The sequence below is a fragment of the Limnofasciculus baicalensis BBK-W-15 genome (assembly GCF_024178385.1).
GTDB lineage: Bacteria > Cyanobacteriota > Cyanobacteriia > Cyanobacteriales > Coleofasciculaceae > Limnofasciculus > Limnofasciculus baicalensis.
Genome location: NZ_JAMZMM010000127.1, coordinates 1 through 15,514, shown reverse-complemented (window position 1 = coordinate 15,514; position 15,514 = coordinate 1). Strand labels below are relative to the sequence as shown.

Here is a 15,514-nt window from a genome sequence, read left to right as displayed (position 1 = left end):
TGCTTGCTGGTTCAGGGAATGGGGAATTAGTCATCATGCTTTAATTTTAAGTTAAAACTTATCTTCTTGGTGCTTTGGGTATACCTTTTGAGCTTCTATTTCCTTAAGCTGTTGTTTTTCATAAAAATCAACAACAAATAACCAACAACAAATAACCAATAACAAATAACAAAAATCAATCCTCGCCAAAACGATAACCCTTACCATAAACAGTATGAATAAGAGGTATCTCGCCCTTACCTTCAATTTTACGACGTAATAAGCGGACTAAAGCAGCGAGAACGTTACTAGTCGGTTGTTCTTCCTCCGTCCAAAGATGTTGATAAATTTGATCGTGAGTCAATAACTGACCGTGATGACGCATAAAATATTCTAGCAGTTGAGTTTCCTTTTCCGATAGTTCAATTAATCTTTTATGGCGATAGGCGAGCTGATTTCCCAAATCTAGTTCCAAAGAACCTAGCCGTAAATAGTACAGGGAATTGGTATCGCTAGGAGGATAACGCCGGAGTAGGGCGCGGACTCTAGCAAGCAATTCCCTGAGTTCAAATGGTTTTACCAGATAGTCATCTGCACCTGCATCTAATCCCATCACGCGATCGTCGAGGGTATCTTTGGCTGTAAGAAAGAGAACAGGGGTAATTATCCCTTGGGATAGGGTAGCGCTGCTGCAAGCAGATCGCAATTCCTGGCAAATATCCAGCCCCGACTTGTGGGGAAGCATCCAGTCTAGAATAAGTAAATCGTAAACCCCTTGTCGAGCTAATTGGCTGCCTTCAAGTCCGTCGTAAGCAACATCAACATGATATCCTTCACGTTTGAGGATTCGACTTAAGGGATCGGTTAGTTCTACTTCATCGTCAACTAATAGGATTCGCATTGTGAGATCAAGTAAATGAACAAATCAAAGTTTAAGCCAAACGATTACTGGTTTGAGGGAAATCACCGTTACCTCATGCAAGAGATTGCGCGAATACGCTACGTCTTGCAGCAGAAAAGCGAACTGATGTCTGGCGTGATGAGATCCTCAATTGTTCCGGATTTCTTTCCCAATGGTTATCATACGCCCCCAGCAGAAGTTGAACAGATCTCACCACCTCCCTTAATAGAACAAATCTGCCAAATTTTTCGACTATCGTCTTTTGAGCGGGATGTGCTGCTGTTATGTGCCGGGATGGAATTTGATAGCACCTGGGGCATGTTATGTGGGGATGCTCAAGCTAATCCTCAGTTAAGCGGTCCGACTTTTGGTCTAGCCTTTAGTCTATTACAGGGAGGCTATTGGTCGGCGATGGCTCCGAATGCTCCTTTGCGGCGGTGGCGATTGATTGAGGTAGGGGTAGGGGATACAGTAACTGCTAGTATCTTGCGGATTGACGAGCGGATCTTGCACTACCTTAATGGTATTCAGTATCTAGACGATCGCTTGGCAATAATGGAGGAACCGATACCAATGCCTGGTATGTTGGTGCCATCTCACCACCAAATGGTAGAGCAAATAGAGGCAACTTGGATCAAAAACCAAGGCGGAATCTTGCCGATGGTGCAGTTATGCGGTGAGGAAGTAGCGAGTAAAAGAGCGATCGCACGGGCTGTTTGCGATCGCCTAGGGTTGAATTTGCACGCCTTATCTGGGGACTCTCTTCCTGTCGATAGCACTGGATTGAATACGGTGAAATTATTATATGAGCGGGAATGGGCGTTGAATAGTACGATCCTCTTGCTCAACTGCGATCATCTGGAAAATATTGAGGTGGCTAAAGATAACGCGCTCGCCACTTTTATCGAAAATCTCAATTCTCCATTAATTCTTAGCAGTACCGATCGCCGCAGTCTCCGACAGCGCTCTCCAATTACTCTAGATGTCTATCCTCCTACCTCCGATGAGCAGCGTCTGATCTGGAAAAATGCTTTGGGAGAAATGGCTGTCGGAATGGATGGAATGATAAATCTCTTTGTCTCCCATTTTAATCTTAGCGCTCCAGCGATTAAAGCTGCTTGTTTAACTGTAAAAGGATTAGTTCCGGAAAGCAGGGTAGAGAAGGTAGATGGGGCAGAGCAGGTAGATGGGGTAGAGAAGGTAGATGGGGCAGACGAACAATCTTCTAGCATATTTGCCAATCAACTTCAAGATAAATTGTGGCATATTTGCTGTATTCAAGCCCGTCCTCGTTTAGAGGAATTAGCACAGCGACTTGACTCAGTTGCCACCTTCGATGACCTGATTTTACCAGAGAAAGAGAAGAACGTATTACGGGAAATTTTAGCTCATGTCAAACAGAAGATGAAGGTTTACGAAGAGTGGGGATTTGCTGGGAAAAGCAAGCGAGGATTGGGAATTAGTGCCTTATTTGCTGGTACTTCCGGTACAGGTAAAACGATGGCGGCAGAGGTGATTGGCAGCGCCTTAAAATTAGATGTTTACCGGGTCGATCTCAGTTCAGTTATTAGTAAGTATATTGGCGAAACTGAGAAGAATATGCGGCGGGTATTCGATGCATCGGAAGGTGGAGGAGCGATTTTGCTATTTGACGAAGCAGATGCTCTTTTTGGCAAGCGTTCTGAAGTAAAAGATAGTCACGATCGTTATGCTAATATTGAGGTCGGATATTTGTTACAACGGATGGAAGAATACCGAGGATTGGCAATTTTAACTACTAATTTAAAGGGTTCCATCGATAACGCATTTACCCGTAGAATTCGCTTTATCATGCAGTTCCCTTTCCCAGATCCAAGTCAAAGAATAGAAATTTGGAAGCGTGTTTTTCCCAAGCAAACACCAACTGAAGGGCTGGATTTCCGGAAATTAGCGAAGCTTAATGTAGCAGGGGGGAATATCAAAAATATTGCGATGAATGCTGCATTTTTAGCAGCAGAGGCGGGAGATCCAGTACAGATGAAACATCTTCTACATGCGACTAAGAGTGAGTGCGTCAAGATAGAGCGACTTTTGACGGATGTAGAAATTAAGGGATGGGTTTAGAAGCCAGAGGGGAGAATTATAGTCAAAAGTATAAATGAGGCAGGCAAGATGCCTGCCCTACAATGGTTTGGCAAATTGCGATTATTTTAATTAGATGCCCATTGGCTTAATTGTGGCTTTTTCGGATCTCATAATCGAAGAAAGCGATTGCGATATGATTCTCCCCAGAAAGTAGGTAGCTCCCACGATCTCAGATTATTTTTGGTAAGATAAGATAGGACAGGAAATTAAGTACTGACTCCTCAATAATACTTCTATGGCACAACCAATAAAGCGGGTTTTTTGGGAATGGCGCGGCGTGTGGGTTACTGCCCCCGCTGTAGCTGGAATAGTTATACTGTTGCGCTTGGCAGGTATTTTTCAGTCTTGGGAATTGTCAGTTTACGATCAATATCTGCGTCTGCGCCCCCCCCAACCCCGCGATAACCGGATTGCCATTGTTGGTTTTGATGAAGCTGACGTGAAAGAAAGTCAGAATGCAATTGTACCCGATGGTGTCTATGCCAAATTAATTGAAAAACTCGCAGCGCAAAAGCCAAGGGCGATTGGTTTGGACATTTATCGGGATATACCCATACCACCAGGAAATGAGGATTTAGTGCGGGTATTTCAATCTACCCCGAATTTGGTTGGGATTGAGAAAGTGGTGGGAGACAGTAAGAAGGAAGCTGTCGCACCCCCACCTGCACTGAAAGCTAAAGGGCAAGTAGGGGCTAATGACATAATCTTTGATGCCGATACTAAGGTAAGGCGCGGCTTGCTGCAACTAGAAACTGCCAATGGGGAAATAATACCCAGTTTTGGTTTTTATCTGGCATTGCTATATCTAGATGCTGAGGGTATTAGTGTCGAAGACAATCCCAAACAGCCAAATATTTGGAAACTGGGGAAAACTACCTTTGCACCATTAAAGCCTAATGATGGTGGCTACGTCCGCACCGATGCTAAAGGTTATCAAATTCTGTTAAACTACCGAGGCGGGCGAGAATACTTTGAAACAGTTTCTATCTCCGATATCCTCAAAGACAGAGTACCAAAAAATTGGGCACGCGATCGCGTTATTATCATTGGTGCTGTTGGAGAAACATCTCAGGATTTCTTCTTCACTCCCTATAGTAGCAGTCTCTTCGCCCTGCCGGAAAGGATGGCTGGAGTAGAAGTTCATGCCAATATTACTAGTCAGATTATCAGCGCTGCTATTGATAATCCCACTTTAATTAAAAGTTGGTCGGAACCTGTAGAAGGCTTGTGGATTTTGCTATGGTCTAGTGTGGGTGCTTTGCTAAGTTGGCAGGGTAGATACAAAAAGGGGATTCGCAAGTTTTCCTGGAATCGGATATTAGGTTTTATTCTTGCAGGCGGTGTTTTATTTGGTAGTACATATTGGGCATTCTTAGTAGGGTGGTGGATACCCGTGATGCCTCCCATCCTTGCCATATCAGGGGCAGCTTTTGCGATTACCGCTTACCTCGCCCGGAATGCTGATAAAGTACGGGAAACTTTTGGACGGTATCTCACTGATGAAGTGGTTGCTACTTTACTGGAAAACCCCGATGGTGCGAAACTCGGTGGCGAAAGGCGGAAAATTACGATCCTCACTTCTGATTTAAGGGGATTTACTGCTACATCTGAAAGATTACCTCCGGAAGAAGTGCTAAAAATCCTGAATCTATATCTGGGCTATATGGCAGATGCGATTACCGAATATCAGGGAACCATTGATGAGTTTATGGGGGATGGAATTTTAGTTTTATTTGGTGCGCCGACTACTAGAGAAGATGATGCCAGACGAGCAGTTGCTTGTGCGGTTGCGATGCAATTGGCAATGATTCCCGTCAATGAGGAGATGAAAAAGTTAGATTTGCCGCCCCTGAAAATGGGGATTGGCATTAATACTGGGGAAGTAGTGGTGGGGAATATTGGATCGACCAAACGTACTAAATACGGTATAGTGGGTAACCAAGTTAATCTCACCTATCGGATCGAATCTTTTACTACTGAAGGTCAAATTCTCATTTCTCAGTCTACATTGAATGAAGCAGGCGAGGGTGTGAAGATTGACGGAGAAAAACAGGTGCAAGCCAAAGGAATTAAAGCACCGATTACCATTTACGATGTGGGTGGAATTGGGGAACCTTACAATCTCTTTCTCTTAAAAGAAGAACAGGTATTTTTGCCCTTAGCAGAGGAAATTCCGATCCAATACGCTGTGATGGAAGGGAAAGAAATTAGCGCTACTCTTAATTCGGGCAGGTTAATTGAGCTTTCAGCAAAGGGCGCTAAGGTGCGTGCGGAAAATTCAGTTACACCATTAACTAATATCAGGCTACAGTTGCTAACTGGTAATACTACCTCAGAAGTTAGTGACGATCTCTATGCCAAAGTCTTGGAAAAACCGACGGACAATGGTACTTTTTACATTCAATTTACAGCACTTCCACCCGATCTGGAAATGATGCTGGATAGGCTTTATCAAGCCTGTAAATCGGCTCATTAATAGAAGGAAGGCAAGAGGTAAGAGATAAGAAGGAATAGGTGGGAGGTAAGAGGTATGAGGGAATAGGTAAGAGGTATTGTTTCCGCATTCCCCATTCCCTATTTAACTTTTTAGTTTTTTGTAGGGTGGGCACTCCCCTGGAGAAGTTGAAAAGCTGATTATTACGTTAGTGGGGAGTGCCCACCCTACCGTTATTGAAACTGGTGCAAGATCTCAGTTAAATGGACAGCAGCTTAATAGATAAGTAAAGAATCTTAATTTAAAACTCAAAACTCAAAACTCAAAACTCAAAACTCTCCTCAACCCTTCCCTATTTAACTTTTTAGTTGGAGTAAAATTACATGACTAAGTTAATATTTTTAGGTTCCGGATCTGCTTTTACAGTGGGAGCAGATAATTTCCAGTCTAATATGATACTAATTAGCGATCGCGGGAATAAACTCTTGATTGATTGCGGTTCAGATATTAGATTTTCTCTCCACGCGGCGGGGTTTTCCCATCTCGATGTTACCGATATTTACATCAGTCATTTACACGCAGATCATATCGGCGGACTAGAATATATAGGGTTTAGTACCAAATTTGACCCCAGATGTAATAAACCTAGGTTATATTTAAGTCAGGAACTAGTAGGAGATTTGTGGAGTCGTTCTTTATCTGGGGGAATGCGCTCTATTGAAGGAGATATAGCGGATTTAGATACCTACTTCGACGTTCGTGCCGTTCCCATAAATGGTTTTTTTGAATGGGATGGAATTCAGTTTACTTTAATTAGAACCATCCATGTGATGAATGGATATTTTATTTTTCCCAGTTATGGCTTATTTTTTGAACTGGATGGCTTTAAAGTTTTGCTCACAACAGATACAAAGTTATGTATGGAGACATTCGGTCAATATTACGAAGAGGCAGATATAATTTTCCAAGATTGCGAAACAGCTAAATTCCCCAGTCAAATTCACGCTCATTATCATGAATTAGTGAAACTACCCAAAGGGATTCGTCATAAAATGTGGTTATACCATTACCAGCCAGGTTATTTGCCCAATTGTCGCCAAGATGGATTTCAAGGGTTCGTTAAGCGAGGTCAAACCTTTGCCGCTTCAGATGTTGCTGCCTTAACTGAGATTAAAGGATAAAATATGAAGATTGTCGAGTAAAATTACCAAAGGTTAGGATAGATAATGAATGCTATTTTTCAATTAATTTACACAGTTTTTACCGCTCAATTGTTTTCTGTTGGAGGTACTTATATCTCAATAGGTTCGATTATTGAACTGTTTTTATTGGTATTTTTAGTTATTATTATTGCTCGCACACTCACTAACTTACTTAAGCAAAGAGTATTGATTAGACTGGGGCTTGATGAAGGAAACAGAGAAGCAATTGCAGTAATTTTACGCTACATTTCCATCACTATAGGAATTATTATTGTTCTGCAAGGAATTGGTTTTAATCTCACATCTTTAGCGGTTGTTGCTGGTGGTTTGGGAGTGGGTATTGGCTTCGGTGTCCAGGATTTAACTAATAACTTTATCAGTGGTTTAACTTTATTATTCGATCGACCAGTTAAAGTAGGAGATTATATTGAGATAGAAGGATTGAGCGGTACTATCAAAGAAGTCTCAATTCGCTCGACAATTATTAAGACTAATGATGAATCTTCGGTAATTGTACCGAATAGTAATATGATTAACAGCAAAATCGTAAATTGGAGTTATGATAACTCTGTTTTATGCTTAAAAATTCCTGTAGAAGTAGCAGAGGATAGCGATCCTTTAGTAGTGACAGAAACCTTGTTAAATACGGCTTACGCCGAACCTGCTGTTTTGCATAAACCTAATCCCAGAGTTCTATTTTCTGAGTTTGGTGAGGATTCTTTTAAATTTAAGCTTTTGGTTTGGATTAACCAACCTAAAGAACAAGAGTATATTAAAAGTGCCTTAAATTTTGCCATTGAATATAATTTCCGACAACAAGGAATTAAATTTCCGATAAACTCCAGAGATTTGTGGTTGCGGAATCCAGAAGTTTTGGCTCCATTATTCCGTGAAAATGGTCGAAAATCTTTAGCAGATGAAGATTGGCGATCGCTAATCTATCCTACCGTAGAAAAATCACCACAAGTTATTAGTTCATCACCAGATCAACTGTCTCTTAGGGATGCGTTACGGAAAGTTAAATACTTTGAAAAATTTAGCGATTTAGAATTGCGGCAATTGATTGAAGCCGGATATCGTCAACGCCTCCAAGCTTCTGAAATGTTATTTTCCGAAAACGATCCAGGAGATGCTTTTTATATCATATTGTCTGGATCAGTTGAAGTATTTGTGGAAAAGATTAATAAACATCTGACTAACCTGACAGCAGGTCAATTTTTGGGCGAATTATCATTAATGTTGGGAATTCCTCGGACTGCATCAGTAAGAGCTATCGAGAATACTACATTGTTTGGAATTAATAAAGATGGGTTCCAAAAACTATTAAAGGAGCAACCTGAATTATCGGGACAAATTGTGCAAGAATTAGCCAAGAATCAAGAAGAATTAGCGCAGCGACAACAACAATTACGTGCATTGGGCTTGGTGGATGAGATAGAGGATGAGCAAAATCCTGTAGATTGGGTGAGGAAACGCCTACAAAATCTGTTTAGTCTGGCTATTTAGGTTGTTGGTTATTGGTTGTTGGTTATTAGTTAAATAAATAAGTTGGAAAATCATGGAGAAGTTACACCAGTATATCCAATTCTATAGCCACATTATACGAGGGGCATCTTGCCTGTCAATTGCTGGCTTGCTAGCAACAAATATAAATGTTAATGCTCAAATTATTCCCGATACTACTCTACCTGCTACCACTATTGTCAATAGTGTAGGTACAAATGCTAAAATCACGGGTGGTACTCAGTTTGGTGTGAATCTTTTTCACAGTTTTTTGCAGTTTTCTATTGATGGTACAAGTATTACCGCTGCGGATTTTGTTAACCCAGGTGTGACAAATATCATTTCACGGGTAACTGGTGAAAGCATTTCTAATATTAATGGGTTAATTAGTGCTGGTAATGCCAACTTATTTCTAATTAATCCTAGTGGGATTATCTTTGGTTCAAATGCTCAATTACAAAATGTGGGTTCCTTTATAGGTACTACAGCAGATAGTTTAAAGTTTGACGATGGTAACGAGTTTAGCGCTAAAAATCCCGCACCACCACTTTTAACGATGAATATACCTGTGGGATTACAATTTGGACAGAATCCTAGTTCAATTATTGTACAAGGTATTGGTCAGACTCAAGGTTTTGCTACCCAAAGTTTTAATAATTCTCTAAATCCTTTACAGGTAGCTCCAGATCGGACTCTAGCCTTAATAGGTGGTACAGTACAAATGAATGGGGGAATTTTGCAAGCACCTGGAGGTAAAATTGAGTTAGCAGGTATAGGCAGTGGGGGACAAATTGGACTTAATCCAGATTTTAGCTTAAATTTACAAGATGGCATACCCCTTGCTGATATATCTTTGAGTAATGGCGCGGCAATTAATGCTCTGAATTCTGTTACAGGTGAGGGGGGTAGTATTAGTATTTATGGACAGAATATTAATTTAGGAGGAGGAAGTTTACTTTCGACTGGGGTTGCCGAAAATCTAGGAATATCTAATGGGAAAGCTGGAGATATTAGCCTCAATGCTGCGGGTACAGTTGCGATAGAATCTAGTCGGATTGAAAACAATGTTAATCCTGGTGCTGCGGGGGATGGTGGGAATATTAATATCCTCGCCGGGGCGCTTTCCTTGACTAATTCTAAACTGGATGTGGCACTCTATGGTGGAGGAAATGCCGGAAATATATTGATTGGGGTGGTTAATGGGGTTTCTCTGGAAAACTCTCAACTATTTAGTAATGTTGTCGGTGGAGATGGCAGTGCGGGTGATATCTATATTCTGGCAGGTGGACTAATTAACATATTGAATAGCAAATTGAATAGTAATGCCTTCAGTACAGGAGTTGCTGGAAATGCTGGATATATTGCTATTCTATCTCCTGCTAACTCAATCGCAATCAGTAATAGCCAAATTACTACTGAATCTAATGGATCAAATTCTACAAATACTAGTATTAATAACACATTTGATCCTGTAAGTACTATGCCGGGAGAAATTTTTATTCTTGGTAAAACGATATCCCTGTTATCTAATTCAGAATTAAATGCTAGTGCTGGAGGATCTGGATATGCTGGTGGGATTAACTTGTTTGCTGATGATAAAGTAGAAATTGCTGATAGTAAGATTGCTAGTGATGCCCTGAGTGCAGATCAACAATCGGGAGGATATTCTGGGTTTGTGGGGATTGGTAGTGGGAATTCAGTTTCAATTAATAATAGTTCCCTTACCGCTGATAGCTTTGGTAGTGCAAATAGCGAAGGGTTTTCCAGTGGTATGATTAATATTATAGGCGGGAATATCGCAATTATTAATGGCTCTAAGCTCAGTACCAATATTCTCAATGATGGAGTAGCTGGATTTGTATTTATTACTGCTAATGATAAATTTTCTCTCACCAACAGCACTATTCAGAGTAATAGTCAAAACAATAATCCAGATAGCCTGGGAGATGCAGGCAATATCACAATTAAGGCTAGATTAGTAGACTTGAATCAAAGCACAATTGAAGCAAGTAGTGCTTCTGGAAACGGAGGTGGTATTACCTTCAAAGTTGATGATTTAGTGGTACTACGCAACAGTAGTAAGATCGCAACTAATGCAGGCAGTCAGGGAAATCCTGGCAATGGAGGTTTTATTGATATCGATCCGCTATTTGTAGTTGGCGTTAACAATAGCGATATTACCGCTAACTCTTTTAATGGTGCTGGTGGTAAGATTACAATTACTGCTACCGAAGGTATTTTTGGGCTGAAAGTGCGATCGCAATTAACCCCTCTCAACGATATCACTGCATTTTCCCAAACGAATCCCCAACTCAATGGCACAGTAGAAGTATTCTCTCCTGATGTCGATCCTAGTACAGGATTAACCACTTTATCTGCTAACTTTGTCGATGCGAGTAGCTTAGTTGCTCAAGATATCTGCAAACCCAAGAAAGAAGAAAGCTCTTTTACTATTACAGGCAGAGGTGGTTTACCGCCAAATCCCTATGAAATTATCGCACCGGATACCACTTCAATAGAATGGGCAACCAGAGAATCTGAAAATCAACGTAGCGTCTCGCCTGTGATTCCCAATACCAACCAAAAATTACCCACTAAAACCAAACAAATTGTAGAAGCCCAAGGCTTGACTATTGCTCCAGATGGCACAGTAATTCTTACTGCCAATCCATCCACAATAACCCCTCACGACTCCGGTTTCACAACCCCTAATTGTAGGTAAAATTATAGGAGTTAGCAGTCAGCTAATATAAACTGGAAGAAACCCTGTTTCTAGGGATTTATGGGGTGTACTCGATCCAAATCAGCTCCTAATTGTAGGTAAAATTATAGGAGTTAGCAGTCAGCTAATATAAACTGGAAGAAACCCTGTTTCTAGGGATTTATGGGGTGTACTCGATCCAACTAAAAATAGTTATGATTACCAATTACCAATAACTAAAAATGATGAACCATAACAAAATAATTCGATACTTCCTACTAGCATTAGTATCTTTCCTCCTAGTGCTAGGATTCAACATACTCCCCAGTTACTCACAATTCATACCATTTAAACCTCCCAGCCAACTCCCCCTCATATCCTCCACCAAACCTCTGCGCACCTCTGCGAATTCCTCTGCGTACTCTGCGTTAAAAACAACAGATTTGTCTAATAACAATAACACCCCTACAATTCAACAGTCTTTTACTCAAGATATCGCTAATTTAGAACAACAAGCACGGCAACTTTACGAAGCCGGAGAGCTTGAGAAAGCAGTGGAAATTCTAAAGCAAATAGCAACAGAAGCAGCCAACCATGGGGATAAAATAACCCAGGCAAGAATCCAAAGAAATTTAGCATTAGTTTACCAAAAACAGGGAAAAATAACATTAGGAAATGAAGCAATTGCCGAAAGCTTAAAAATACTTGAGACAGGAGACAATTTAATAAATTCTAAAGAAGTAACACGACTACTAGCTCAAACCCTGGAAGTTCAGGGTGAGTTACAATTAGCTTTAGGTGAGTCGCAAACAGCCCTAGAAACTTGGAAAAAAACAGCAGAAATCTATCAAGAAATTGAGGATATAGATGGAATTAATCGCAGCAAAATTAACCAAGCTCAAGCCCTGCAAAAACTGGGACTATATCGTCAGGCAATTAGAACACTAACGGAAGTAGGTAATACCCTAAAAATACAACCCGATTCTATTGTAAAAGCAAAGGGGCTTCAGAGTTTGGGTGAGGCTTTGCGTGTGGTGGGAATGTTAACACCATCCCAAGAGATTTTACAACAAAGTTTGGCGGTAGCAGAAAAATTACAAGTACCAGATAGTATCGCGGCAACGCTAATTAGTTTGGGCAATGTTGCCTATATGGAAAAGGAAACAGACAAAGCATTAGATTTTTATCAACGTGCGGCAAAGGAGGCTGATTCAGCGACAACTCAGATTCAAGCAAATTTGAATCAATTAAGGGTTTTCGTAGAGCAAAAACAATTATCCAACGCTTCGGTATTAGCAAATACAATCAAATCTAACTTGGATAAATTAACTCCCAGCCAAAACTCAATTTATGCCAGAATTAATTTAGCAGAAAGTTTGATAAAGTTAGAAAACAAGGGAGATGTAGCGAAGGTATTAGCAACAGCACTAGCAGAAGCTCGAAGTATTCAAGATAAGCGAGGAGAATCTTATGCACTAGGAAGTTTAGGAGAATTATACGAGGAAAACAAACAGTGGGAAGATGCGCAAAAATTGACCCAAGAGGCTTTAATATTAGCTCAAGTAAGTAATGCTGCTGATATTGCTTATCGGTGGCAATGGCAATTAGGAAGGATTCTTAGATATCAGAAAGATCGCGAAGGTGCGATCGCATCCTATACTGAAGCAGTTAAGACACTCAAATCACTACGCAGCGATTTAGTTGCTGTTACTTCAGATGTACAGTTTTCCTTTCGAGAAAGTGTTGAACCAGTCTATCGACAGCTAGTTGCATTACTATTGGAACCCAACGAAGAAGGAACTAAACAAGAAGATTTGGCTAAAGCAAGAGCGACGATTGAATCTCTCCAATTGGCTGAGTTAGATAACTTCTTTCGGGATGCTTGTATTGATGCTAAACCTGCACAGATTGACAATATTGACCAAACGGCTGCTATCTTTTATCCGATTATTTTAAAGGAGCGATTGGAAGTAATTTTGGCTCTACCGGGACAACCACTCCGTAACTATTCCACACCTTTACCCGAAGAAGAAATTAACAAAACATTGAATGCTTTGCGGGATTCAATTATTATACCACGCCTGCAATTATCTATTAAAAATCTATTAGTTCCCGCTAAACAATTATACGACTGGTTAATCAGTCCAGTGGCAGGAGAATTGGCAGCAAGTGGTGTGAAAACTCTAGTATTTGTTCCAGATGGTGCGATTCGTAATGTGCCCCTCTCTGCTCTTTATGACGGGAAACAGTATCTCATTGAGAAATACAGTATTGCGATCGCGCCGGGATTACAATTAATAGATCCCCAGCCTTTAGTACGAGAAAAATTGAATATTTTGGCATTTGGATTGAGTGAAGCGCGTCAAAACTTTGCTGCCCTACCTAATGTTAAGTTTGAATTGGAAAATATTCAAAAGGAAATTCCCGGACAGGTTTTACTGGATGAAGCATTTACTAACGTGAACTTCCAGAAAGCAATCGAATCTTCTTCATCTCCTGTCGTTCACTTAGCAACTCACGGCGAATTTAGTTCGGATGCAGACAATACTTTTGTTCTGGCTTGGGATGAACGAATTCCAGCGAGAGAATTTGCTCAATTGCTACGGAATGAAGAGGGCAACAAAACTAACCCAATTGAATTACTTGTCCTTAGTGCTTGTCAAACTGCTGAAGGAGATAATCGCGCTGCGTTAGGGTTAGCAGGAGTGGCGGTGAGAGCAGGTGCAAGAAGTACCTTAGCTTCTCTGTGGTTTGTCAGCGATCGAGCTACTAGCTTATTGATGAGTAAATTTTATCAAGAGTTAACTGGCACTCAAGATACAAAAGCGGAATCACTGCGACAGGCACAATTATCTATTTTACAGCAAAAGAAATTTGCTCATCCTTATTACTGGGCTGCTTTTATTTTGGTAGGGAATTGGTTGTAGCAACCGCCAGAGCGGTGAGAAAATTATCGGGGGAGCCAAATGAAAGGGGTGTAGGGTGTAGGGTGTAGGGTGTAGGGAACCCCATAATTAAAATCAGGGGCTTGTACCTTGTAGGTGTGGGACTGCCTTTTTTCCAAAAAACCCACACCGCACACCCCACACCCTATTCTCGGTCAAACAATTGGCTAGAGCCAATTGTCTTCACCTCAAAGTTAAACAATTGGCTCTAGCCAATTGTCTTCACCCCCCTTCAAACTCCAGATGATACCGGAACACCATTAGCATCCAAAAGTGCCCGTTTAGGACCATGAATCGGATCTTCGACTATAATAGTCTGATCGCGACTTGCACCCAATGAAACTAAAGCGATGGGAACCTTCATTAATTCTGCCAGAAACTTGAGATAATCTAGCGCTTCTTTAGGTAAATGTTCTAAAGTGCGACAATCTTCAGTAGATTTTTGCCAACCTGGTAAAGTTTTGTAAATAGGTTGACATCTAGCAAAACGACGGGCATTGCTAGGGAAATTCTCGCATCTTTCACCATCAATTTCGTAGGCGACACAGACTTGAATTTCTGCTAAAGTATCGAGAACATCCAGTTTAGTAATTGCCAAACAGTCCATCCCATTAATCCGCACCGCATAGCGTCCAATTACCGCATCAAACCAACCGCAGCGCCGCTGTCTTCCTGTTGTCGTGCCGAATTCAGCACCGCGATCGCACAATAATTGTCCCATATCCCCATGTAATTCGGTGGGGAATGGACCTTCACCTACGCGAGTAGTATAAGCTTTTGCCACACCAATCACGCGATCGATCATTGTCGGCCCTATTCCTGTCCCGACACAAGCCCCACCAGCTACTGGATTAGATGAAGTCACGTAAGGATAAGTACCGTGATCTAAATCTAACAAAGTCCCTTGAGCGCCTTCAAATAAAATATTGCGTTTCTGCTCAATAGCATTGTAAATTTTTAATGAGCAATCTACCACATGAGGGCGTAACCGTTCGGCATACTCCTGATATTGTTCAATTACAGGAGCTGGATCTAACGGTTCTAAATTATATAGTTTTTCGAGAATTACATTCTTATATTTAATCGTCCAATTGAGCTGTTTTTTCAGGACATCTGGGTGCATCAAGTCCACCATCCTAATCCCAATCCGTTCGGATTTATCAGAATATGTAGGCCCGATACCTCTACCTGTCGTACCGATTTTGTGATTTCCTCTCCGTTCTTCCGATGCCCGATCAATTAACCTATGATAGGGCATCGTCACATGGGCGGTTTCTGAAATCAACAGATTTTTCGTAGAAATGCCCAACGCTTCTAGTTGATCCAGTTCATTAATTAAGACACCGGGGTCAATTACCGTGCCAGAACCAATAATACACTCCGTATCAGGATATAAAATTCCAGAAGGAATCAAATGGAGCTTAAATGTTTGACCATCAACCACAACAGTATGTCCAGCATTGACACCTCCCTGATAGCGGACGACGACATCTGCGGACTTACTCAGCAAATCTGTGATTTTACCTTTTCCTTCATCGCCCCACTGGGCACCGATTACAATAACGTTAGCCAAAGGTTTATTTAAAGCGCTAAAGTTTACACAAATTACCATTATGGGCAGGAAGTGCGATCGCTGTCAAGCATTTAGGAGTTTCAGTCGCACAGGCGACAACTAGGGAGTAGGGGGCGGGGGGGACTCCTCAATTCTTTACTCTGCCCTAGAAG

8 protein-coding genes are annotated in these 15,514 nt (G+C 41.2%); 6 read left to right on the top strand and 2 right to left on the bottom strand.

What is annotated here, in order from left to right:
• Positions 1-175: 175 nt before the first annotated feature.
• Complete coding sequence (rppA, locus tag NJ959_RS14065; RefSeq protein WP_254012380.1) at positions 176-880, bottom strand: two-component system response regulator RppA; 705 nt, start codon at positions 878-880, stop codon at positions 176-178.
• A gap of 15 nt (positions 881-895) precedes the next feature.
• Here rppA and NJ959_RS14060 point away from each other — a divergent pair, with 15 nt between their 5' ends.
• From NJ959_RS14060 to NJ959_RS14035, 6 genes are all read left to right on the top strand, one after another.
• On the top strand, positions 896-2,983 hold the full coding sequence (locus tag NJ959_RS14060) for an ATP-binding protein (RefSeq protein WP_254012379.1): 2,088 nt from the start codon (positions 896-898) through the stop codon (positions 2,981-2,983).
• Positions 2,984-3,239: 256 nt separating this feature from the next.
• The gene (locus tag NJ959_RS14055; protein WP_254012378.1) at positions 3,240-5,480 is read left to right on the top strand and encodes a CHASE2 domain-containing protein; all 2,241 of its coding nucleotides are present in this window, start codon (positions 3,240-3,242) and stop codon (positions 5,478-5,480) included.
• Positions 5,481-5,821: 341 nt separating this feature from the next.
• Positions 5,822-6,619: an MBL fold metallo-hydrolase gene (locus tag NJ959_RS14050; protein ID WP_254012377.1), complete on the top strand. Its 798-nt coding sequence runs from the start codon at positions 5,822-5,824 to the stop codon at positions 6,617-6,619.
• Between the two features lie 45 nt (positions 6,620-6,664).
• Positions 6,665-8,146: a mechanosensitive ion channel domain-containing protein gene (locus tag NJ959_RS14045; RefSeq protein ID WP_254012376.1), complete on the top strand. Its 1,482-nt coding sequence runs from the start codon at positions 6,665-6,667 to the stop codon at positions 8,144-8,146.
• Between the two features lie 52 nt (positions 8,147-8,198).
• Entirely contained in the window at positions 8,199-10,865 is a 2,667-nt protein-coding gene (locus NJ959_RS14040) for a two-partner secretion domain-containing protein (RefSeq protein WP_254012375.1), read from the top strand.
• 422 nt (positions 10,866-11,287) lie between these two features.
• Positions 11,288-13,771 (top strand): CHAT domain-containing protein, encoded by a 2,484-nt coding sequence (locus tag NJ959_RS14035; protein WP_254012374.1) that lies wholly within the window; start codon positions 11,288-11,290, stop codon positions 13,769-13,771.
• A 250-nt stretch (positions 13,772-14,021) separates the two neighbouring features.
• Here NJ959_RS14035 and NJ959_RS14030 read toward each other — a convergent pair whose 3' ends face one another.
• Positions 14,022-15,362, bottom strand: coding sequence for an adenylosuccinate synthase (locus NJ959_RS14030; RefSeq protein WP_254012373.1), 1,341 nt, complete (start codon positions 15,360-15,362; stop codon positions 14,022-14,024).
• Positions 15,363-15,514 lie beyond the last annotated feature (152 nt).